We start from the raw sequence: 20,925 nt of genomic DNA on the forward strand, positions 1-20,925 counted from the left end.
TCCCTTTACGGTTTAACACTCTGAGCTAATCGCCTCACGCCCCGCGCTGACCAGGCTACGCTTACCGTTGCCGCCAAAAAGCAGGTCATCCCCTCCGAATCATCCAGCACGTTCATTCAGAAAGAGGTTTCGCTATGCAGATCAATGCTATTGGTACGTACTCCGCCACCCAACCGCTGAAATCGATGGCTATCTCCCGCCGCGACCCGGGGCCCAACGATGTGCAGATTGCCATCGATTACTGCGGCGTCTGCCACTCCGACCTTCATCAGGCGCGATCCGAATGGGCCGGTACGCTCTATCCTTGCGTACCGGGACATGAAATCGTCGGCCAGGTGATCGCCATCGGCAATCAGGTCTCGGGATTCAACGTGGGCGACCTGGTCGGCGTCGGCTGTATGGTCGACAGCTGTAAACAGTGTGCAGAGTGCGAGGCAGGACTGGAAAACTACTGCGACCATATGATTCTCACCTACAACGGCCCCACGGCAGACGCGCCCGGACACACCCTCGGCGGCTATTCGCAGCAGATTGTGGTACACGAGCGCTACGTGCTGCACGTGCGCCATCCGAAGGAACAACTCGCCGCCGTAGCACCACTGCTCTGCGCCGGGATCACCACCTACTCTCCGCTGCGCCACTGGAACGTCGGGCCGGGGAAAAAAGTCGGTATCGTCGGTATTGGCGGGTTGGGGCATATGGGGATTAAGTTGGCCCACGCCATGGGCGCCTACGTGGTGGCCTTTACCACCTCAGAATCAAAGCGGGAAGCGGCAAAAGCGCTGGGCGCGGATGAGGTGGTGGTCTCGCGCAACGAGGACGAAATGGCCGCCCACGTGAAAAGTTTCGATTTCATCCTTAACACCGTGGCGGCGCCGCATAACCTCGATGCCTTCACCACGTTACTTAAACGCGATGGCACTCTGACCCTGGTCGGCGCGCCGGCCAGTCCGCATCCTTCGCCGGAAGTGTTTAATCTGATATTCCGCCGCCGTGCGATTGCCGGTTCGATGATTGGCGGGATCCCGGAAACTCAGGAAATGCTCGATTTCTGCGCCGAGCACGGCATTGTCGCTGATATTGAGCTGATTCGCGCCGATCAGATCAACGAAGCCTGGGAGCGCATGGTCAAAGGCGATGTCAAATATCGCTTCGTGATCGACAGCGCAACGCTCGCCGGCTAAGTCCCGCGGCGAAAGGTGCGCCGCCACTCTGCCGGGCTGACGCCAAAGCGGGATTTAAACTGCTGGCGCCAGGTCACGGCGGAGCGGAAGCCAACGCTCTCCGCCACCTGCTCGACGGGCATATTCCCCGCTTCGAGCAGGAGCTGACTGCGCCGCAGACGTTCCATGGTCAGCCAGTCGGCAATGCTCATGCCGGTAGCCCTGGCGAAGTGACGCGTCAGCGTACGGCGGCTCATCGCCACCACCTGCGCCAGCGAATCAAGGTTGTGCGGCTCGGCGATATGCTGCTGGAGATACTCCAGCAGGCCGTTAATCCGCGCGTCGCGGGTATTTTTCGGCACCGGTTGGGCGATAAACTGTGCCTGGCCCCCTTCGCGATGGGGCGGCACGATCATGCGTCGGGCAATCTGATTCGCCGCCAGGCTGCCAAAACGCTGGCGGATGATATACAGGCAGCAGTCCAGCGCCGCCGCCGTGCCCGCCGAAGTAATGATCCGCTGGTCATCGACGTACAGCGCATTGATATCCAGCTGCACCTGGGGGAACAACTGCTGAAACGCCTGCTCAAACTCCCAGTGGGTCGCCGCCCGTTTGCCATCCAGCAGCCCGGCATAACCCAGCACAAAAGCACCGAGGCACAGCCCGACTATTTCAGCGCCGTTCTCCCTTGCCCGCACCAGGCTATCCAGCAGCGACTGCGGCGGGCGCTGATGCACCGCGCCCCAGTAAGGCACTACCACGATATCGGCCTGCTCAAGGGCGGTGAAATCCGCGCTGGCGTTGAGCGCAAAGCCGTCGCGCGCGGTCAACAATCCCGGCCTTTCGGCGCAAATCTGCAGGTTAAAGCGTTTCGTTTCCGAGACGCTATCGCCAAACAACATACAGGGAACCGAGTAGTGGAAAGGGCTGAACCCGTCCACGGCGACAATCGCGACATCGGTGAGTTTCATGGTGCCCTCCGTTCCCTACAACCGGTTAAAAGAAAAGACTTTCGCCATCCTGCGGGATGCTGACCACATCGGCAATCTGATTATCCGCCACGTATTCGCGCAGCTCCTCGCGGCTCAGCAGGCAGTGGTTAACCGCTTCGAGATGGATAGCCACAATGTGCGCCTCCGGCAGCGTGAAATGCGCTTTCAGCACATCTTCTTTACCCATAATAATCGGGCCAAAACCGATCACATGCGCGTAGCCGGCGTTCAGCACCACCACATCGGGATGCAGCCGCAGCATATCGGCCTCAATTTCAGGGCGCCAGAGGGTGTCGCCCACCAGCCATAGCGTTTTCTCCTGCGGATGGCGGAACACCACCCCGCAGGCTTCGCCCAGGCGCTCCGCCATGGCCGGTACGGCATAGGTGCGGTCGCTGCCATGCTGCCCGGAAGTGGTCTTCTGTAAGCGGACGCCGGCAAACTCGCTTTCTGCCGACAGCAGGCGGATATCCTGAAATCCCTGTCCGCGCAGCAGCCGGGCATCGCCGTCATGCTGGACAAAAACCGGCAGCGTTTTCGGGATCGCGGCGATCGCCGCCTCGTCCCAATGATCATCATGCGTATGGGTGACGATCGCCGCATCGACATCAATAATCGTTTCAAGGGAAAAAGGCAGCCCGACCAGCGGGTTACGCAGCCCCGCGCGGGCGGTGCCCGGAAATCCCGGCCAGGCGCCGCGATCCGCCAGCATCGGGTCAATCAGGAACTTTTTCCCTGCATATTCAATAATCTGAGTTGAGTTACGGATATGGGTCATGTGCATAATGTTCACTCCTCTTCGCGGTTATCTGGCGAACATCGTACGTCCCTCCAGCCTGGCGCAATATGGGCATTTGGGCAATGAACGATGAGATTGGGCCAACTTCCCGCGGTTGCCATCCGCCGCTGGCGATGGTCTCGTGGACGCTGGTTTTCTGAGGAGGTGGTGACGATGAAAAAGAGACTGACGCCGCTACGGCAGCTGTTCGCCGTACCACAGCGCGGCGCTCGCCACCGCCGTGCACTTCTGCCCCTTCATTTGCAGGCCGAAACGCAGACTGGTGGCGATAACAATTCGACGTGAAAGCCGCGACAAAACGGCAGCAGCAGCAGCGCCGCAAAAAAGAAGCGCAGCCCAGGGAAGGCGAAAACCGGCATCCCCGCGATGGCTTCGCGAGAAAATATCCACCCGCATGCGGCGATAACCGTAGCGGCTACCAGCAGTAAATCCGCCTGACGCTGCCGGACCATATTCGCCTCTCCTTGTGTTGACGATTACCAGCCGGGAACCGCGCCACCGTTAAAGATAGTCTCTGCCGCTTTTGCCACTTCCGGCGACTGATAGGACTGCATAAATTCCTTCACGTTTTCCGCGTCTTTATTCTCTTCGCGGGTCACAATGATATTCACGTACGGCGAGTTTTTATCTTCAATAAAAATCCCGTCATGCACCGGCGAGAGCCCGGTTTGCTGCAGATAGGTGGTGCTGATAATCGCCACATCCACTTTCGGGTCGTCCAGCACGCGCGGCAGCTGCGCCCCTTCCAGCTCCATAATGTTCAGGTGACGCGGGTTGGCGGTAATATCGACCGCCGTAGGCAGCAGGCCAGTCCCCGCCTTGAGGGTAATCAGCTGTTCTTTTTGCAACAGCAGCAGCGCGCGGCCGAGGTTAGTGGGATCGTTCGGAATGGCGATTGTCGCCCCGTCTTGCAGATCGGCCACCGATTTTATTTTGCGCGAGTAGCCCGCCATCGGGAACACGAAGGTGTTGCCGACCGCCACCAGATGGTAGCCGTGCGCTTTATTATCCTGTTCGAGGAATGGCCGATGCTGGAAGACGTTAGCATCCAGATCGCCGGCGTTCGTCGCTTCATTAGGCAAAAGCGAACCGCTGAAGCCCACCAGCTCGACCTCCAGACCATATTTCTCTTTGGCGACCTTTTTAGCCACTTCCGCCACATCCTGTTCCGCGCCGTTGATAACGCCGACTTTAATGTGTTTCGCATCGCTGCTTTTCTGGTCGCAGCCCGCCAGCAGCAGGCCCACCAGCACCACGGCGGCGGCTGTCCGTAAACGCAATTTCATCATTTTTACCCTGTCAGTCCATAGAAGCGGTTATTATTTTTCGTACGAAACTATAACGATTTTATGGCCAGGTTTTAAACTGCAAAAACGGCAACCGGAAATAAAATCATCTACCGGTATTTGGCTTCATGCGCCAGCAGCCAGGCTTTACGCAGGTCCCCTTATCGGCGTCGCCACTCGCCGGGCGTGACGCCATACAGCTTTTTAAACGCCTTCGAGAACGAGGCCTGCGACTGGAACCCACAGCGCCCGGCAATCACATCAAGGTTGGTCTGCCGCTCCACGCGCAGCAGGCGCGCAGCCATCGCCATGCGCAGCTGCGAAAGCCAGGCCTGCGGCGTGAGGTGATACGCGCGGGCAAAGTGCCGGGCGAAGGTGGCGCGCGATAGAAAAGCGCGGGCGGCCATACTCTCCAGCGTCCAAGGCTGCTCCGGCGTCTCCAGCACCGCGAAAACAGCGGGCATCAGCCGTTCATCGCTCATCAGTCGCAGCAGCCCTTCCGGCGGCGCTTCGCTGCCCAGCAGCGTGCGCAGCAGCAAAACCAGCAGCGTGTCGCCGAGACTGCGCACGATAGCGCCGCTGCCGGGCCGGGCCATCAGGCTTTCCCGTACCAGCACGTTAAGCAGCAGCTCCAGCTCCGGGCACGCCGCGCGCTCGTCGGTATGCAGATGAATCAAGTCCGCCGGTTCCGCAAATAACCAGCTGACGTGCGGGCCGAAGTAAAATTCGCCGCACAGCATCTCCAGCGCATCCTGGTCAGTACCGGTTCGGACCTCGGTCAGAGTGCCGTTAAAGCGGTGAGCGACGGGCAGGATCTGCCCCCACTCCACCAGGCTTTCCATCAGATGCGGCGAGCCGTGCGGGAGCAAGATGACATCTCCCGCCCGCATCTGTCGGGTTTGCTTGCCGACCGTCAGCCGCCCCTCGCCGCGTAACACAAAATGCCAGGGCACCACGCCGCTGCGCATCTGTTCATGACCAGCCTGCCAGCGACCGCCAAACCGGCAGTGGAGATTGACTTCGCAGCGCGGCGCCAGCAGCGCCAACAGATGACTGAGACTGTCCATGCCACTCCTGAGACGATAAGACAAAAAAATGAGACGAAGAGCCCCAGTCTAGCACGCCACATCCTCCTAAGATGTCGCCATTGCCACATCACACCCTCACCGAAACAGGAGCACACCATGAGCCGTTTAGCTGATATTCGTGAACAAGACGTCACCGGTAAAGCCGCAGAAATTTTCGCCGCGATCAAAAAAGCGATGGGGAAAGTGCCCAATGCCTATCTGACCATTGGCAGTCATTCGCCGGCAGCATTGCAGCAGGCGCTGGCGCATAACGCGATGCTGAGTAAAAGCAGCCTGAATGCCAAAGAGCTGGAAGCGATTAACCTGGCCGTGAGCGAAGCCACCGGCTGCGATTACTGCCTGGCGGCGCATACATTAATGGCGAAAAAAGCGGGTTACAGCGGCGAGCAAATCCATGCCCTGCGTCGCGGCGAATATGCGGAAGATGCCCGTCTCGATGCGCTGGCGAAGTTTGTCCAGACCCTGGTGCGCACCCGCGGCACGCTCCCGGAAGCCGAGGTCAGCGCACTGCGTAACGCTGGCTTCAGCGACCAGCAGGTGATTGAGATGATCAGCGCGGTGAGCGCCATTCTGTTCACCAATATGGTGAACCGGGTGAATGATACGGTCGTCGACTTCCCGAAAGCCGATTAACCCGCCACGTCGCCTGTTTACAGCCCCAGCTCGCTCAGCCCCGGATGGTCATCGGGGCGGCGCCCCTGGGGCCAGTGGAACAGGCGATCCCGCTCGGCAATCGGCAGATCGTTAATGCAGGCGAAGCGGGTATGCATCAGGCCATGCTCATCAAACTCCCAGTTCTCATTGCCATATGAGCGAAACCAGTTGCCGCTGTCGTCACACCATTCATAGGCGAAACGCACCGCAATGCGGTTATCGTTCCACGCCCACAGCTCCTTAATCAGCCGGTAGTGCTGCTCTTTTTGCCATTTTCGCGTCAGGAAGGCGATGATTTCCGCGCGTCCATGAACAAACTCGCTGCGGTTGCGCCACCGGCTGTCGGCCGTATAGGCCAGCGCCACTTTTTGTGGGTCGCGGCTGTTCCAGCCATCTTCGGCGGCGCGAACTTTTTGCTGCGCGCTTTCCCGTGTAAACGGCGGCAGCGGCGGGCGAACGTCGGTCATGGTCATTCTCCTTTGAGGGTTAACTGTTGTTGTAGCCGCAGGTTTTCCCGCTCCAGCGCCTGGATACGCTGCTGCAGCGTCTGGCTATACTCCGCCACCTGGCGGGCGCTGTAGCGCGGCGTTATGTGCTGCGGGCAGTTCCAGTCAAACGCCTGCAGCTGAAAGCGGAACAGGCGTTCCACCCGGGTGTGGTCATTGTCCGGCGTCAGTCGGGCCAGCAGCCCGGGGTCATCGTCCTTCGCCAGCACCTCGATGGTGGCATAGATTTTCAGCCTGGCGCGGCGCGGGTAATCCATCAAAAACAGGCAGGCACGGTTGCTGCCGCGCAGGTTGCCGGTGGTGATGTATTGCCGGTTGCCGCCAAAATCCGCCATCGCCAGCGTGGCGTCATCCAGCAGATGGAGAAATCCCGACGGCCCGCCGCGATGCTGGATATAGGGCCAGCCGGTTTGCGATAGCGTTGCCAGATAAAAACTGTCGCGGGTGACGATCATCTCCTCTTCGCTGGCGCCGAAACGTTCTCCCCTGCGCGGGCGATACGGCGACTGCCACAGCTTATCGCTCCCCATTTCATGTTGAACGTCCATCACATCAGGCGTGATGGCAATATCGAGAAAGTCCCCCGGCATAGCTCCTCCGAACGCGCGGTTACTGCGCTCATCATGGACTCTGCCGCCATAAATGATAATACTGCGATACTGACAATCATCTTTCCGGAAAACGGGATAATCATGGATCGCTTGAGCGCGATGGCGCTACTGGTAAAAGTGACTGAACTGGGCAGCATGTCGGCGGCGGCGCGGGCGCTGAATATGCCGTTGACCACCGTCAGCCGCCATATTGCCGAGCTGGAAAGCACGCTCGGCGTGCGCCTGCTGCTGCGCACCACCCGCAAGCTGACGCTGACCGATGCCGGTATCGATTATGTCGCCGCCGCGCGGCGCATTCTCGAAGAGGTGGACCAGGCCGAACGCCAGGCGGCGGGAGAATATCAGCAGCCGAAGGGCGAACTGACGATCGCGGCGCCGACGATGTTTGGCCGTCAGCATGTTTTACCGGTTGTGACCGCTTTTCTCGCACGTTACCCGCAAATTCGCGTCCGTTTACTGCTCAGCGATCGCAATGCCGACCTGGTCGACGAGCATATCGATCTCGCGGTGCGCATTGGTACGCTACCGGATAGCGCCATGGTTGCCACCCGTCTGGGCGAGATGCGTATCGTGACCTGCGCCCACCCGGCGCTGCTGGAGAAACACGGATCCCCGCAGCGCCCGCGTGAGCTGAGTACGCTGCCAGTCATTCGTATTGAATCACCGATGCCCTATCGCGGCTGGCGGTTTAAGGCGACGATGGCGGAAGACCGGCACGTGACGCTGCAACCGGTACTGTGTGTGACTACCCCGGAGAGCGCCGCCGACGCCGCGCGGCTGGGGGCTGGCGTGGCGCGCCTGCTGCACTACCAGGCCATTGATGGCCTGGCGAGCGGCGAGCTGACGCTGATACTGGAGGCGATGGAACCGGAACCTGCGCCGGTACATCTGCTGTATACCGCGCGCGGGCTGGCGCCTCTTAAGCTGCGGAAATTTCTCGATTTCGCTACTCCCATGCTGCGCCAGGCGCTGGCAGGCATCGCGGCAACCCGCTAGCTGGCGACGTCTTTCCGCCGCCATAGGCAAAGGTGGTGGTGAAACGACGGTGAAAATGAGCCTCGCCATAGCCATCAGCTATCCGTTGGCCCTGTTTGTCAGCGAGTAAAAAAACCGTCCGACCCGTTAACAACGAAGCAGTAATAAAATATTCCAGTTTTGTTACTGCTTCGCTTCCCGACCTGCCTGCAAATCTCTTCTTATCTGTTCAGCGTTAATCGTGATAACCTTCACATGATTGGAATAATTAATTCCTTAGAATCTGTCTCCACTGTGATTGATGAGGTTTTCGTATGAGTATCGACCTGAGCGCGCTGCTGACCGAGCGCCGCAATGCCAATAGCGCCAATATAGACACCCTGTCCACCGTCGAGATGCTGACGGTCATTAACCAGGAAGACCAGCAGGTGGCCCACGCGATCGCCCCCTACTTACCGCAAATCGCTCAGGTCGTGGATAAAGTGGCCGCGGCGTTACAAGCTGGCGGGCGCCTGATTTACATTGGCGCCGGCACCTCCGGCCGCCTGGGGATCCTCGATGCCAGCGAATGTCCGCCGACTTTCGGTACCCGCCCCGAGCAGGTGGTCGGGGTTATCGCCGGCGGCCATAAAGCCATTCTGAGCGCGGTGGAAAATGTGGAAGATAACAAAGCGCAGGGCGCTATGGATCTGCAAAATCTTAACTTCAGCAATCGCGATGTGCTGGTTGGCCTCGCCGCTAGCGGACGCACGCCGTACGTCATTGGCGCCATGGAGTATGCCCACAGCCAGAACGCCTTCGTCGCCATCGTCAGCTGTAACCCGCACGGTGAAATGGCCCGTCTGGCCGATGTAGCCATCACCCCGGTGGTGGGCCCGGAAGTGGTCACCGGTTCTACCCGCCTGAAGGCGGGAACCGCGCAAAAGCTGGTGCTGAACATGATCTCCACCGGCGCCATGATCCGCGTCGGTAAGGTGTACAGCAATCTAATGGTTGACGTTGAAGCGACCAACGCGAAGCTGATTGAGCGCCAGGTATCTATAGTGATGGAAGCCACCGACTGCGATCGCGCCCGCGCGCAGGCCGCGCTGGATGCCTGCGGTCGCCACTGTAAAACCGCCATTATCATGGTACTGGCGAATCTGAGCGCCGCAGAAGCAACATCCCTGCTGGCGAAAAATAACGGTTTTATCCGCAAAGCGCTGAGCAATACCTAAGCGCCGACAACCAGGTAGCGTGCCATGGCAAAAATAAATAAAGAGATGATAGCGCAGATCCTTACCCATGTTGGCGGGGCCGGAAACGTCGCCCTGGCGGGGAACTGCATGACCCGTCTGCGTTTAACCCTCCGTGATGAACAGCTCGCCGATAGCGCCGCCATCCGTCAGATTGAAGGGGTGATGGGGGTTATCGTCAGCGATGAGCAGTTTCAGGTGGTGCTCGGTCCCGGTAAAGCGCAAACCGCCGCGGAAATGATGAACGCACTGCTGGAAGAGGCGCCGGCCGACGCGCCGTCTCTGGCGCAGGTGGCGGCAGAGAAAAAACAGGCGCTGAAAAGCAAGCAAACCAGCGGCGTGCAGAAGTTTCTCGCCAGATTCGCCACTATTTTTACCCCGCTGATTCCCGGTTTTATCGCCGTCGGCCTGCTGCTCGGCTTCGCAACGCTGGCAGAACAGATGTTCGTGCTGGAGAATGCCCATCCCAACGCCTCGCTGGTGGCGCTGATCGGCTACATGAAAGTCTTCAGCAAGGGGATGTTCACCTTCCTGAGCATCCTGATTGGCTATAATGCGCAGAAGGCGTTTGGCGGCTCCGGAGTCAACGGCGCCATTATCGCGTCGCTGTTCGTCCTCGGCTACAACCCCGAAGCCACCAGCGGATTCTTCTCCGGGATCAGCACCTTCTTCGGTCACGGCATCGACCCGCGCGGCAACATTATCGGCGTACTGATTGCCTCGATTCTCGGCGCGTGGGTAGAAAAACAGGTCCGCCGCGTGATGCCAGCCAACCTCGATATGATTCTGACCTCGGCAGTCACTCTGCTGATTATGGGCGCGGTGACCTTTACGGTGATTATGCCCATCGGCGGCTGGCTGTTTACCGGGATGTCGTGGCTGTTCCTCCATCTCAACGGCAACCCGTTTGGCTCCGCGGTGCTCGCCGGTCTGTTCCTGCTGGCGGTAATGTTCGGCGTCCATCAGGGCTTCGTGCCGGTCTATTTTGCGCTGGTCGATGCGCAAGGATTTAACTCGCTGTTTCCGATTCTGGCGATGGCGGGAGCCGGGCAGGTCGGCGCCGCGCTGGCGCTGTACTGGCGGGCAAAGCACGGCTCGATGCTGCGGACCCAGATTAAAGGGGCGATTATTCCCGGCTTTCTCGGTATCGGCGAACCGCTGATTTACGGCGTCACTCTGCCGCGGATGAAGCCGTTTATCACCGCCTGTATCGGCGGTGCCTGCGGCGGCTTTTTCCTCGGTCTGGTCGCGTGGCTGGGCCTGCCGGTGGGGCTGAATACGGTCTTTGGCCCTTCCGGCCTCGTGGCGCTGCCGCTGATGACCTCTGCGAGCGGGATCTACGCCGGCATGGCGGTTTACGCCGCGGGCCTGGCCGTTTCCTATCTATGCGGTTTCGTCTTTACCTGGCTGTTCGGCAGTAAAAACGTCGATTTGAGCTAGCATCGAATCGACCCGGGGCCCGGCCATCGCCACCGCGCCGGGCCCCACTATTTCCTGCCCGCCTCTGCGCATCAGCTCATGCTATGATGCGCCCTTTGCGATATTTCATTCGAGGAAAAGATGGGCTCCAGCAAAAAAGGGATGCTGAACGTACTGATAGCCGCGGTGCTATGGGGCAGCTCCGGCGTTTGCGCGCAGTACATTATGCAGCAAAGCCAGATGTCATCGCCGTTTCTGACCATGACGCGTCTGCTGTTCGCTGGCCTGATTCTTCTGATGCTCTCTTTTGTCCACGGCGACAAAATTTTCCGCGTCCTGCAAAAGCGCCAGGATGCCTTAAGCCTGCTGTTCTTCTCGTTGTTCGGCGCGCTGACCGTGCAGTACACCTTCCTGATGACCATCGAGAAATCGAACGCCGCGACCGCGACGGTACTCCAGTTCCTGTCGCCGACCATTATCGTCGCCTGGTTTGCGCTGGCCCGCAAAACACGACCGGGGCCGCTGGTGCTGGCGGCCATCGGGACCTCGCTGGCAGGGACGTTCCTGCTGGTCACCCACGGCAATCCCACCACGTTGTCCATTTCGCCGTCGGCGCTGCTGTGGGGGGTGGCGTCGGCATTTGCCGCCGCGTTTTACACCACCTGGCCGTCAACGCTCATCGCCCGGTACGGCACCCTACCGATCGTCGGCTGGAGCATGCTGCTGGGTGGAGCAATGCTGCTGCCGTTCTACGGCGGCCAGGGCGCCCACTTTGTCGTCAATGGCGGTCTGCTGCTGGCTTTCTTCTATCTGGTGGTAATCGGTACGTCGCTGACCTTTAGCCTCTATTTAAACGGGGCACAAAAAATTGGCGGCGCGAAAGCGGGGATTCTCAGTTGCGCCGAGCCGCTGAGCAGCGCGCTGCTGTCGCTCATGCTACTGGGCATCACCTTTACGCTCCCGGACTGGCTCGGTACGCTGCTGATTCTTTCCTCCGTGGTGCTGATAGCCGTGGATTCCCGACGCCGGGTTCAGTTAACGTAGAAAGCAAGCATCGGCTTTTAAACAACTTAACTGCCTGATAATTTGCGTGTTTCGCATCCTGCGCATATACATATAGTTGACTGAAGCGACTTTTTGAGGAGAAGCGTCATGAAAGCGTGTTGGATATTGTGCGTGGTTACGACCCTCAGCGCGACGGCGGCCTGGGCCGAATCACCGCTGAAAAGCCTGCAGTTCGAGCAACAAAAGCAACTGGTGTTAAAAGCGGTGAAGGCAAAATGCGCCCCGCAGGCCACCCTGAGCGATACCGATTTTGCCAATAAAATCCTCGCCTCTCAGCAAAATCAGGAATATGTCCGGCAGGCCACGCTGGCGAAAGAGCGGAATAATCAGAAGGGTTATCAGGCAGCTATCGATAAAATCAGCTGCCCGAAAACATCATCGCTTTAGCGTCGCCGCCAACGCTTCCCGCCGAATGTCACCAGCGCAGCGGCGACGCTGAAGCCGTGCGCCCGACAGGGTTCAGCAGGCGCTCAGCGTTGCGGAATAATTAAATCGCCGCGCAACATGCTGTCACTGAGCATCTGGGTTTTTTCCGTCAGCCAGCTGACGATGCGCGCCGCCATGGCGTCCATCGAATACTCAATGGCCGGAATGGTCGGAATACCGGGCAGCTGTAACGATCCAGCCAGACTGAACACCATGACTTTTTCCGGCACCGCCCGGTTGAACGCCAGCAGCTGCGGCACAATGTGCTGAGCCTGTTGCTCATCAGCAACCAGTAACGCATTGAAATTTAAGGTTGTCGCATTGTTGACCAGCTCTTGTACCGCCACCGACGGCGACGTACTGTCGAGGAATACCAGGTTGCGATTAAACGGCAGGAAATTTTTTTCCAGCGCATGTTTGTAGCCCAGCAAAACCTGGTCGGCAAAGCCGCTCCCTTCAGGATGAATTAACGCAATCTGCCGGCGCCCCTGGCTAATCAGGTAGTTACAGGCCGTTTCCGCCGCAAATGCGTGGTCAAACTGAATATTGTTCACCCCATCGCTTTCCAGGCAGTCAATCAGCGCCACATCCGGCCGGTCGATGTTTAATGGAAAGCGCGCGCCGATGATCAACACATCATCACACAGGCCGCAGCTGAGCTCTTCGAGGGCGCTCATCACGCCAGCGCGGGTGTTGGCAAAACGCAGCAGCAGATGCTTCTGATGCAGACTCAGCTGTTTTTCCAGGGCATACAGATAGCTGGTCGTTTGATTAATATTGTCCTGGGCACAAATCACGCCGATACAGCCGGTGCTCTGGCTAAGCAGCGACTGGGCTATCATATTGGGCCGGTAGTTGAGTTCTTCTGCCGCCTGCAGTACCGCCTGACGGCTGGCCTCTTTGACTCCGCGCGAACCGCTCAACACCCGAGAAACGGTGGCTTTGGACACCCCTGCTAAACGTGATACATCATTGATTGTAGACATCATTATCCCCTGACAGAGCCCGTCCGATCCCTGTACATCCCCGGCCCTGAATCGCTTCAATTATAACCTTCGCCAGTATATCCGTTTCCATTTTCATTTGGAAACCGATTTTCCATTTCATGGAAAAACATCGCCAAACTGGCCGAAATGTGTGAGCAGAATCCAATTAATTAGCGCCATAAGGGGAAGATCTTGACAGTCATCACAGTTCTGTTTTTTATGAATGGAAACCGGTTTCCGTCTGATATCAAATCATCCACGCAATAACTTTTTACATTTTGAGGATGAGTGTCGATGTACAAGATCATGCTGTGCTGCTCTGCCGGGATGTCCACAAGTTTACTGGTCAGGAAGATGGTCGACGTGGCGAAAGAACGTAACCTGCCGGTGCAGATTGACGCCTACGGTGTTTCCGAATTTGACATGCAGTTTCCGCGCTACCAGGTAGTGCTGCTCGGTCCGCAGGTGAAATACATGTTGAAAACGTTGTCAGAAAAAGCCGCCTCCCTGAATATTCCGGTCCAGCCCATTAATACCATGGACTACGGGATGCAACGGGGAGATAACGTCCTGGATTATGCGCTGTCGCTGATTCATCCGGCGCAATAAGAGGTGTGCAAATGAGCTCTCCGTATCAGTCCATGATTGCCGTGATCGAGCAATCTATTACTCCGCTGGCAGGACGCCTTGGGCAGCAGAAGTATGTTATCGCCATTCGCGATGGCTTCACTGCCGCATTGCCGTTTATGATCATCGGCTCTTTCATGCTGGTATTTATCTTTCCTCCCTTTTCACCGGACACCACCAACGGGTTTGCCCGCGGCTGGCTGGATTTCTCGCAGCAGTACCGCGAACAGCTGATGCTGCCGTTCAATCTGAGCATGGGGGTGATGACCTTCTTTATCTCCGTCGGTATTGGCGCCAGTCTGGGACGCCAGTTTCAAATCGACCCGGTGATGTCCGGCCTGCTGGCATTTATGGCCTTTTTACTGGTAGCGGCCCCTTATGCCGACGGTAAAATCTCAACGCAGTACCTGTCAGGCCAGGGGATCTTCACCGCGCTGATTACCGCCATTTACTCCACCCGCGTCTATGCGTGGCTGAAACAGAACAACATCACCATTCGCCTGCCGAAAGAGGTGCCCACCGGCGTCGCCCGTTCGTTCGAAATCCTGATCCCGGTACTGGTGGTGATTGGCACCCTGCATCCGCTGAATCTGTTTATTGAAGCCCAGACCGGTATGATTCTGCCGCAGGCGATTATGCACCTGCTGGAACCGCTGGTATCGGCTTCCGACTCCCTGCCCGCGATTCTGCTTTCCGTGCTGATGTGCCAGATTTTCTGGTTTGCCGGGATCCACGGCTCGCTGATTGTCACCGGGATTATGAACCCGTTCTGGATGGCGAACCTGTCGGCCAACCAGGCGGCTCTGGCAGCCGGCGCCGCACTGCCGCACGTTTATTTGCAAGGCTTCTGGGACCACTATCTGCTGATTGGCGGCGTTGGCTCGACCTTACCGCTGGCGTTCCTGCTGCTGCGTAGCCGCGTGGCGCACCTGCGTACCATCGGCAAAATGGGTATCGTGCCGAGCTTCTTCAATATTAATGAGCCAATCCTGTTTGGCGCGCCAATTATCATGAACCCGATGATGTTTATCCCGTTCGTTTTCGTTCCGATGATCAACGCCATCCTGGCCTATGGCGCAACCCGTCTTGGCTGGCTGACCCAGGTTGTCTCGCTGACGCCCTGGACCACGCCCGCTCCTGTCGGCGCCTCGTGGGCGGCTAACTGGACATTAAGTCCGGTCATCATGTGCCTTATTTGCATGACGATGTCAGCCGTTATCTACCTGCCGTTCCTGCGCGCCTATGAGCGCTCCTTAATGAAAACTGAAGTAGAAAAAGCAAAAAATACCGTACCGGTTGCCGAAACTGTCAGCCAGTAATCAGGGGAAATACCGCGGGCGCTGTATTTTCCGCAAAATTTAAATAATACAATACTATTATCTTCGAATAATGCGAAAAAGGAACTTTCGCTATATTCTTTAATAAAAGCCAATCACCTAAGGTAATATTATGATTGTTCAAGAAGATGCGCTAATGGAAATTAGCGTAAATGCCGGTGAGGCGCGCCAGCCAATGACGTTATATGGTGCATGCTCAGGATCATTTAATGAATTCACTGCTGGCGCGTGAATTTTCAGAGGAATTAACCCATTTGTACCAGCGTTAATTTATATAAACCTTAAAAAACTGTACCCGAAATAAACACACCCGCTGACTCTGGCGGAATGGCTATTATCTGAATATATCCGTCATATTTCAAGCTGCATGTGCGTTGGCTGCGCTCGCTTACCGAATCACTTACCAAAGTAAGCTCATCGGGATTCACTCCCTTGCCGCGTTACTCGGCCTAAGGCCTCGCCCCTTACGGGGCCAGCGCAAGCGCTGTTCAAAACGGTTAACCGTTTTGTCCTGCAACTCGAACTATTTAGGATAGATGAATTATTAAAAGCGAGATAATTATGAAAACTGTAACCATGCTGCCATTAGCAATGGCGGTCGTCGCCGCGCTGTGCCCAATTTCCGTACTCGGCCAGGAGTTTACTCAGGAACAAATTGACGCCATTGTGGCGAAAGCCGTCGATAAGGCGCTGGCGGATCGCCAGGCGAAAATTGATGCCGCCGCCAATAAGAAAGTGGACGTCATGACCAACCCGCAAACTACCGCCGCATCGCCGGATATGGCGATTCCGTTCGGCCTGAAGTTTAGCGGCTACGCGCGCTACGGCGCCCATTTCCAGACCGGCGATCAGAAATATATCGGCGTCGATGGCTCTTATAACGGCGCCTCGGCCATCGGCCGTCTGGGCAACGAGGGCAACGGCGGCGAATTCCAGATAACCAAAGCCTTTAAGAGCAGCCAGGGGGCTATCTGGGATCTCAACGTCATGTTCGACCACTGGAGCGACGAAGTTAACCTGAAAAAAGCCTACGTTGGCGTCACCAACGTTCTGGAATCCAATCCGAACGCCTACATCTGGGCCGGTCGTGATTTCCATCAGCGTCCGCAGCAGGGGATCAACGACTACTTCTGGATGAACCACGACGGCCAGGGCGCCGGGGTGAAAAACTTCGATATCGGCGGCGTGCAGTTCGACGTGGCGGCGGTGTCGCAGGTGAAATCCTGTAGCCCGGAAGTGATGGGGGATGAATCTAACCCCTCGCGCATTACCTGTACCGGCGGGTCTGATACCGGCGACAGCGGCCACTACGCGCTGACCTCGAAAATTCACAATATGAAAGCCGGCCCGATCGATGTCGAGGTCTATGCTAACTACGGTTTTGATTCCAAAGCGGTGGATAACGATGCCCGCCTTAACGCCTGGCAGGGCGGGCTGCTGTTGAGCCATACCAACGACAGCGGCGTGAACAAAGTGATTCTGCGCTACTCGGATAACTCAGATAACAGCGTCTATAACAAAACAGATGACCTGACGACGGTTTACGCCAGCTTCGAGGGGCTGCACAAGTTTACTCAGCAGGCGCAGATCGAGTACCTGCTGGCCTTCCACGACTATGACAACAGCAAGGACAACACCGACAACCGGAAGAACTACGGCGCCATCGTGCGTCCGATGTACTTCTGGAACGACGTGCATTCGACCTGGCTGGAAGCGGGCTATCAGCGCGTTGACTACGATCGGGGCGGGGATAACCACGGCTGGAAACTGACGCTGTCGCAGAACATCGCCATCGGCATGGGGCCGGAGTTCCGTCCGATGCTGCGTTTCTACGTCACCGGTGGTCAGGTCGACAACAAACGCACGGCGAAGGTGAACGGCACCAAAGACGATCAGCTGGATTCACTGAACGTCGGCGGCATGTTTGAGGCGTGGTTCTAAAATCAGCGCCCGGGTCACCGCCTGACCCGGGCGACTTGCTGGGGATTAACGCCCGTAGGTTCGCTCTCCTGCCCCGGTCAGCATCATGCGGCCGGGGTTTTGAGCGCCCCGACTACACCCGGACTTTGACAGCCACCAGCAGGCCGGTCAACAGCATCAAGGCGCCGGAAATCACCAGCGGCGATAGCAGGCCAAGATGATCCAGCGCCACGCCACCTACCGCCGCGCCGCAGGTATTGGCCAGCTGAATGACCGCCACCTGGATCGAGCCGGCTTTTTCCGCCTGGTCGGAGAGCGAGCGGGTAATCCACGTTGACCACCCAACCGGAATCAATGCAAACGCAAAGCCCCAGATAACCACCACCGCCGACGCCACCACCTGACTTTCCCCCCATAGCACCAGCACCGTCGCGCTTGTCGCCAGGACCAGCGGAGCAGCCGTTAAGGCCGCCTTCACCGAGCGCTTGAGGATCACCGACGACAGCGAGGTGCCGATAAAGCTGGCAATGCCGAAACTCAGCAAGACTAACGTCAGGCCATCAACATCAAAACCGGCCAGAGTCATATAGACCGGGCGGATATAGGTAAAGAAGGCAAACTGTCCGGCAAAGGCCATAAAAATGGCGCACATCCCGGCCATCACGCCGGGGCGTTTCAGCAGACTGAACATATTTTGCTGTTGATGCGGCGCTTCGCCGGGTAAAGAGGGCAGCACCTTCAACACCCACAGCGTACAGAACACGCCCATCACCGCCGCCGCATTAAAGACGTTACGCCAGCCGATAACGCCCCCCAGAAAGCTACCCAACGGCGCGGCAATAACCAGCGCAATCGACACCGCGCCAAAGATAACCGACAGCGCTTTTGGCACCACCCGCGTCGGAACAAGGCGCATCGTCAGCGAGGTGGACATCGCCCAGAAGCCACCCAGCGCCAGTCCGAGACAGGCCCGGCCCAGCAGCAGCAGCGCAAAACTATTGGCGAAAGAGACCAGCAGACAGGATACCGTCAGCAGCACAGGGAAGAGGATCACCACATAGCGGCGATCGGTACTGCGAATCATCGAGGTGATAAACAGGCTGGCGAACATCGCCACAAACGCCGTGGTCGTGACCGACTGACCGGCCAGTCCTTCAGAGATCCCCAGATCCTGGGCCATTGGCGTAAGCAAACTCACCGGTAAAAACTCAACGGTAATCAGACAGGCTACGCAGAAGGCCACCGCGAAGACCGCCGACCAGTTTGGCCGCGCGAGCTCGCTGGCGTGTTGTTTGGCTTCATTCAGAGGGGTCATCAGTTACCTGCAAGGTTAAATAGCGTAAAAGCTGTGCAGTGTAACATTTTGTGTGTGACTAATTTAACGCTTTGCCAGTTCCAGGCTTGATTATTGTCGGCGCGGGGATGGCGAGCCGGTCAGACGATGGCGCGTCGTCGCATTGGCTGCGTCCTGAAAAACCTCGTAACCATTTGATTTAACGAGGTCAGTCATCCGTTCGGGCGAGCGGGATACCAATCTAATGACCATCGTTGATGGTCATTAGCACGTGCCGCGATATCAATGCAGCCAGTGCACGCCGTCTTCGGGTAAAAACAGCGCGTTATAGCGCTGCTGCAGGGTGACAATTTCGCTCAGCTCCGGGTCCAGCTCGCGCAGAAACCCTTGTGCCAGACGGATCTGCGCATCGGTAATCGGCGCAGCCAGGCGGGCTTTTTGCATCTGGCGATACCAGTAATGCAGGTTCTGTTCACTGCTATCCACAATCCCCACCTGCCAGATCAGCAGGACCTGGGCGGCGTTTTGCAGATGTGCCTCATTGGGGCGCTCAAGGTAATGAAGGTACTCATTTCCGGCGGTTTTTCCCAGCTGATCGATCATTGACTCCAGTGGCACCGGGGTAATGGCTAACCGTTCGCTCAGGCGGCGAATAGCACGGCGTGAATCAGAGGTAAGCACCCGAAAACCGACAACAAATACAACCACCAGCGTGGCTAATCCTAACCAGATCATGCTTCCTCACAGTCTACCGCAGCCCCACTATCATAATGGGAATTTGCGCGCTGTCGACTCCCCGGCACACCATAATGTGACTTATCGCGGCGGCGGCCAGACCGTTGTTTTTCAGCGGCGGCAATGCGCATGTCTGTAGGGCGTATCGGGACACGAGAAGGATGGTCTGGCTAAAAATCACTGAAGCGTCATCGTCCCTGGGCGAGGCGCGCGGAATCTAACGTGAACGGCACACGCCGCAATGAGCAAAAAAAACCCGGCATCACTGCCGGGCAACGTTACCCATACTGATTACTCAGGCATTCTGCAAAATGGATTTCTTCTTCTCGCGGCGAATTTTACGTTCTTCAAACACCGCGACGATAGCCATCAGGCAGATACAGCCGATAGCTGCCGCATCCAGCGCCGCAAAGGTACCGGCCCAGCCGGTCAGGCCAAAGACCGGCGTGCCGTCGGCAATCATCCCCAGCCGCAGTTTGGCAAAGCTGTCGCCGATCAGGTAAGCGAAGGTGCCTTTGATGCCGTCCGCCGCGCCAATGGCCTTTTTCGGGACGAAGCCCACCGCCGCAACGCCGATCAGCAGCTGCGGGCCAAACACCAGGAAGCCTAAAGCAAACAGCGACATCAGGTAGACATACTGGTTGCTGGCATGCTGGTAAACCCCGAGGGTCGCGATAATTAACGCCAGCGCGATACAGGCCACCAGCGCACGACGGCCGTTCGCCAGATCCGACAGCCAGCCCCACAGCAGCGTTCCGACCAGCGCGCCTACTTCAAACAGGGTAAAGCCCTGAATCGCCACCTCTTTGGAGAGCTTCAGCTCCTGGAAGGCATAGACCGTCGACCACTGATCGATACCGATGCGCACCACATAGAGGAAGATGTTGGAGAAGCACAGCAGCCAGATGACTTTGTTTTTCAGCACATACTCGACGAAAATCTGCCATTTGGTCATGGCGTTCTCTTCGGTTTCTTTGTCTTCTTCGCTGATCTCTTCGCCGAACAGCTCTTCCGCGTTGCCGAGGCCGTAGGATTCCGGCGAGTCGCTACCAAAACGCAGACCGATAAAGCCGACAATCAGCGCAATAATCGACGGGAAGATGAACATGCCGATGACGTGGCCGTCGAACAAATAGTTCGCGCCGAACAGCGCCACGCCCGCCGCGCCCGCGCCGCCGAGGTTGTGAGAGATATTCCAGAAACCGAGGAAGGTGCCGCGCTTACGACGTGGCGTCCATTTGGTAATGGTTGAATAGCTACACGAACCGCCGGTGCTCTGGAAGAAACCGCTCAGCGCATAGAAGGCGATCATCAGGAACAGACTGGTTGAGCCGGCCCCCATACTGGCGCTGAAGCCGAGCATACAGATGGCGGAAAGAATCAGCATAAACGGCAGGAACTGCTTGGTGTTTTTACCGTCCGCATAGTAGGAGACCAGCGTTTTACCCACGCCGTAGGTGATCGAGAAGCCAAGGCCAATCATCCCCAGTTGGGTCATGCTCAACCCGTAGGTGGAGATCATGTCGTTCTGGGCGATGTTAAAGTTTTTGCGGATCAGATACATCGTCAGGTAGCCGATGAAGACCACCAGATAGGACTGCATGAACGGTTTGAACCACATTTTACGCCGCACGTCGAGCGGCAGATCCAGGGTCGGCTTGCGCACCTGGTTTAGAAAAGCCAGCATAGGACACTCCGGGCTAATTTTTATACCTGCGAATGGCAGGCATTGTAAAAAGCCGCGGCGCGGCTGGCCTGAGACAGCGTCCAGGTGGAACCGGGAAAATTTCTTAGTTTTGTCCCAATC

Annotated in this window: 20 protein-coding genes and 2 pseudogenes; 11 read left to right on the plus strand and 11 right to left on the minus strand. The window is 57.5% G+C overall.

Annotation, left to right across the window (positions count from 1 at the left end):
* Positions 1-134 precede the first annotated feature (134 nt).
* Entirely contained in the window at positions 135-1,184 is a 1,050-nt protein-coding gene (locus FNY10_RS24230) for an NAD(P)-dependent alcohol dehydrogenase (RefSeq protein WP_160704177.1), read from the plus strand.
* Here the strand turns inward: FNY10_RS24230 and FNY10_RS24235 are convergent.
* The 5 genes and pseudogenes from FNY10_RS24235 to FNY10_RS24255 all read right to left on the minus strand — a co-directional run bounded on the left by FNY10_RS24235 (position 1,181) and on the right by FNY10_RS24255 (position 5,307).
* On the minus strand, positions 1,181-2,134 hold the full coding sequence (locus tag FNY10_RS24235) for a GlxA family transcriptional regulator (RefSeq protein ID WP_131049302.1): 954 nt from the start codon (positions 2,132-2,134) through the stop codon (positions 1,181-1,183). The genes FNY10_RS24230 and FNY10_RS24235 overlap by 4 nt on opposite strands.
* Positions 2,135-2,159: 25 nt before the next feature.
* Positions 2,160-2,939, minus strand: coding sequence for an MBL fold metallo-hydrolase (locus FNY10_RS24240; RefSeq protein ID WP_160704175.1), 780 nt, complete (start codon positions 2,937-2,939; stop codon positions 2,160-2,162).
* Between the two features lie 299 nt (positions 2,940-3,238).
* Positions 3,239-3,406 (minus strand): annotated as a pseudogene (locus FNY10_RS24245) (EamA family transporter); the annotation flags it as partial.
* Between the two features lie 24 nt (positions 3,407-3,430).
* Entirely contained in the window at positions 3,431-4,240 is an 810-nt protein-coding gene (nlpA, locus tag FNY10_RS24250) for a lipoprotein NlpA (RefSeq protein WP_160704467.1), read from the minus strand.
* A gap of 161 nt (positions 4,241-4,401) precedes the next feature.
* Positions 4,402-5,307 (minus strand): AraC family transcriptional regulator, encoded by a 906-nt coding sequence (locus tag FNY10_RS24255; protein ID WP_160704173.1) that lies wholly within the window; start codon positions 5,305-5,307, stop codon positions 4,402-4,404.
* Between the two features lie 117 nt (positions 5,308-5,424).
* Here FNY10_RS24255 and FNY10_RS24260 point away from each other — a divergent pair, with 117 nt between their 5' ends.
* Positions 5,425-5,961, plus strand: coding sequence for a carboxymuconolactone decarboxylase family protein (locus tag FNY10_RS24260; RefSeq protein ID WP_141962987.1), 537 nt, complete (start codon positions 5,425-5,427; stop codon positions 5,959-5,961).
* Positions 5,962-5,978: 17 nt separating this feature from the next.
* On the opposite strand, the gene FNY10_RS24265 is transcribed toward FNY10_RS24260, so the two are convergent.
* Together FNY10_RS24265 and FNY10_RS24270 are read right to left on the minus strand one after the other, a co-directional pair.
* Positions 5,979-6,449 (minus strand): DUF1348 family protein, encoded by a 471-nt coding sequence (locus FNY10_RS24265; protein WP_131049298.1) that lies wholly within the window; start codon positions 6,447-6,449, stop codon positions 5,979-5,981.
* Between the two features lie 2 nt (positions 6,450-6,451).
* A complete protein-coding gene (locus tag FNY10_RS24270; protein WP_160704171.1) occupies positions 6,452-7,078 on the minus strand; it encodes a pyridoxamine 5'-phosphate oxidase family protein in 627 nt (208 codons plus the stop codon).
* 102 nt (positions 7,079-7,180) lie between these two features.
* On the opposite strand from FNY10_RS24270, the gene FNY10_RS24275 reads away from it, so the two are divergent.
* The 5 genes from FNY10_RS24275 to FNY10_RS24295 all read left to right on the plus strand — a co-directional run bounded on the left by FNY10_RS24275 (position 7,181) and on the right by FNY10_RS24295 (position 12,180).
* A complete protein-coding gene (locus FNY10_RS24275) occupies positions 7,181-8,095 on the plus strand; it encodes a LysR family transcriptional regulator (protein ID WP_160704169.1) in 915 nt (304 codons plus the stop codon).
* Between the two features lie 293 nt (positions 8,096-8,388).
* Positions 8,389-9,291, plus strand: coding sequence for an N-acetylmuramic acid 6-phosphate etherase (murQ, locus tag FNY10_RS24280; RefSeq protein WP_131049295.1), 903 nt, complete (start codon positions 8,389-8,391; stop codon positions 9,289-9,291).
* A 24-nt stretch (positions 9,292-9,315) separates the two neighbouring features.
* Positions 9,316-10,749 carry a PTS N-acetylmuramic acid transporter subunit IIBC gene (gene murP / locus FNY10_RS24285; RefSeq protein ID WP_131049294.1) on the plus strand — a complete coding sequence of 478 codons (1,434 nt, stop codon included), beginning with the start codon at positions 9,316-9,318 and terminating at the stop codon, positions 10,747-10,749.
* Positions 10,750-10,869: 120 nt separating this feature from the next.
* On the plus strand, positions 10,870-11,772 hold the full coding sequence (locus FNY10_RS24290) for an EamA family transporter (RefSeq protein WP_160704167.1): 903 nt from the start codon (positions 10,870-10,872) through the stop codon (positions 11,770-11,772).
* 108 nt (positions 11,773-11,880) lie between these two features.
* Positions 11,881-12,180, plus strand: coding sequence for a YicS family protein (locus FNY10_RS24295; protein ID WP_100686376.1), 300 nt, complete (start codon positions 11,881-11,883; stop codon positions 12,178-12,180).
* An 83-nt stretch (positions 12,181-12,263) separates the two neighbouring features.
* On the opposite strand, the gene FNY10_RS24300 is transcribed toward FNY10_RS24295, so the two are convergent.
* Complete coding sequence (locus tag FNY10_RS24300; protein WP_131049293.1) at positions 12,264-13,205, minus strand: LacI family DNA-binding transcriptional regulator; 942 nt, start codon at positions 13,203-13,205, stop codon at positions 12,264-12,266.
* A 294-nt stretch (positions 13,206-13,499) separates the two neighbouring features.
* Between FNY10_RS24300 and FNY10_RS24305 the strand changes: the two genes are divergently transcribed.
* The 4 genes and pseudogenes from FNY10_RS24305 (at position 13,500) to FNY10_RS24320 (ending at position 17,110) form a co-directional block, all read left to right on the plus strand.
* Positions 13,500-13,814 (plus strand): PTS sugar transporter subunit IIB, encoded by a 315-nt coding sequence (locus FNY10_RS24305; RefSeq protein ID WP_100686374.1) that lies wholly within the window; start codon positions 13,500-13,502, stop codon positions 13,812-13,814.
* A gap of 11 nt (positions 13,815-13,825) precedes the next feature.
* The gene (locus FNY10_RS24310; protein WP_131049292.1) at positions 13,826-15,151 is read left to right on the plus strand and encodes a PTS sugar transporter subunit IIC; all 1,326 of its coding nucleotides are present in this window, start codon (positions 13,826-13,828) and stop codon (positions 15,149-15,151) included.
* A gap of 160 nt (positions 15,152-15,311) precedes the next feature.
* Positions 15,312-15,438: pseudogene (locus FNY10_RS24315) on the plus strand (PTS lactose/cellobiose transporter subunit IIA); the annotation flags it as partial.
* A 292-nt stretch (positions 15,439-15,730) separates the two neighbouring features.
* Positions 15,731-17,110, plus strand: a complete 1,380-nt coding sequence (locus tag FNY10_RS24320; protein WP_160704164.1) for a carbohydrate porin — start codon at positions 15,731-15,733, stop codon at positions 17,108-17,110.
* Between the two features lie 112 nt (positions 17,111-17,222).
* On the opposite strand, the gene nepI is transcribed toward FNY10_RS24320, so the two are convergent.
* The 3 genes from nepI to uhpT form a co-directional block, all read right to left on the minus strand.
* Positions 17,223-18,404 carry a purine ribonucleoside efflux pump NepI gene (nepI, locus tag FNY10_RS24325; protein WP_141962972.1) on the minus strand — a complete coding sequence of 394 codons (1,182 nt, stop codon included), beginning with the start codon at positions 18,402-18,404 and terminating at the stop codon, positions 17,223-17,225.
* Positions 18,405-18,665: 261 nt separating this feature from the next.
* Positions 18,666-19,118 carry a DUF1198 family protein gene (locus FNY10_RS24330; RefSeq protein ID WP_141962970.1) on the minus strand — a complete coding sequence of 151 codons (453 nt, stop codon included), beginning with the start codon at positions 19,116-19,118 and terminating at the stop codon, positions 18,666-18,668.
* A 295-nt stretch (positions 19,119-19,413) separates the two neighbouring features.
* The gene (gene uhpT / locus FNY10_RS24335; protein ID WP_160704162.1) at positions 19,414-20,805 is read right to left on the minus strand and encodes a hexose-6-phosphate:phosphate antiporter; all 1,392 of its coding nucleotides are present in this window, start codon (positions 20,803-20,805) and stop codon (positions 19,414-19,416) included.
* Between the last annotated feature and the right edge of the window lie 120 nt (positions 20,806-20,925).

The sequence above is a fragment of the Klebsiella sp. Lac1 genome (assembly GCF_009825425.1).
Classification (GTDB): Bacteria; Pseudomonadota; Gammaproteobacteria; order Enterobacterales; family Enterobacteriaceae; genus Klebsiella; species Klebsiella electrica.

What these genes read in the sequence shown, in the direction of transcription:
- FNY10_RS24260 (WP_141962987.1), top strand. Translation starts at nt 5,425, where the DNA reads ATGAGCCGTTTAGCTGATATTCGTGAACAAGACGTCACCGGTAAAGCC.
- FNY10_RS24290 (WP_160704167.1), top strand. Translation starts at nt 10,870, where the DNA reads ATGGGCTCCAGCAAAAAAGGGATGCTGAACGTACTGATAGCCGCGGTG.
- FNY10_RS24300 (WP_131049293.1), bottom strand. Translation starts at nt 13,205, where the DNA reads ATGTCTACAATCAATGATGTATCACGTTTAGCAGGGGTGTCCAAAGCC.
- murP (WP_131049294.1), top strand. Translation starts at nt 9,316, where the DNA reads ATGGCAAAAATAAATAAAGAGATGATAGCGCAGATCCTTACCCATGTT.
- FNY10_RS24265 (WP_131049298.1), bottom strand. Translation starts at nt 6,449, where the DNA reads ATGACCGACGTTCGCCCGCCGCTGCCGCCGTTTACACGGGAAAGCGCG.
- FNY10_RS24320 (WP_160704164.1), top strand. Translation starts at nt 15,731, where the DNA reads ATGAAAACTGTAACCATGCTGCCATTAGCAATGGCGGTCGTCGCCGCG.
- murQ (WP_131049295.1), top strand. Translation starts at nt 8,389, where the DNA reads ATGAGTATCGACCTGAGCGCGCTGCTGACCGAGCGCCGCAATGCCAAT.
- FNY10_RS24295 (WP_100686376.1), top strand. Translation starts at nt 11,881, where the DNA reads ATGAAAGCGTGTTGGATATTGTGCGTGGTTACGACCCTCAGCGCGACG.
- FNY10_RS24270 (WP_160704171.1), bottom strand. Translation starts at nt 7,078, where the DNA reads ATGCCGGGGGACTTTCTCGATATTGCCATCACGCCTGATGTGATGGAC.
- nlpA (WP_160704467.1), bottom strand. Translation starts at nt 4,240, where the DNA reads ATGAAATTGCGTTTACGGACAGCCGCCGCCGTGGTGCTGGTGGGCCTG.
- FNY10_RS24255 (WP_160704173.1), bottom strand. Translation starts at nt 5,307, where the DNA reads ATGGACAGTCTCAGTCATCTGTTGGCGCTGCTGGCGCCGCGCTGCGAA.
- FNY10_RS24330 (WP_141962970.1), bottom strand. Translation starts at nt 19,118, where the DNA reads ATGATCTGGTTAGGATTAGCCACGCTGGTGGTTGTATTTGTTGTCGGT.
- FNY10_RS24240 (WP_160704175.1), bottom strand. Translation starts at nt 2,939, where the DNA reads ATGCACATGACCCATATCCGTAACTCAACTCAGATTATTGAATATGCA.
- uhpT (WP_160704162.1), bottom strand. Translation starts at nt 20,805, where the DNA reads ATGCTGGCTTTTCTAAACCAGGTGCGCAAGCCGACCCTGGATCTGCCG.
- FNY10_RS24275 (WP_160704169.1), top strand. Translation starts at nt 7,181, where the DNA reads ATGGATCGCTTGAGCGCGATGGCGCTACTGGTAAAAGTGACTGAACTG.
- FNY10_RS24310 (WP_131049292.1), top strand. Translation starts at nt 13,826, where the DNA reads ATGAGCTCTCCGTATCAGTCCATGATTGCCGTGATCGAGCAATCTATT.
- FNY10_RS24235 (WP_131049302.1), bottom strand. Translation starts at nt 2,134, where the DNA reads ATGAAACTCACCGATGTCGCGATTGTCGCCGTGGACGGGTTCAGCCCT.
- nepI (WP_141962972.1), bottom strand. Translation starts at nt 18,404, where the DNA reads ATGACCCCTCTGAATGAAGCCAAACAACACGCCAGCGAGCTCGCGCGG.
- FNY10_RS24305 (WP_100686374.1), top strand. Translation starts at nt 13,500, where the DNA reads ATGTACAAGATCATGCTGTGCTGCTCTGCCGGGATGTCCACAAGTTTA.
- FNY10_RS24230 (WP_160704177.1), top strand. Translation starts at nt 135, where the DNA reads ATGCAGATCAATGCTATTGGTACGTACTCCGCCACCCAACCGCTGAAA.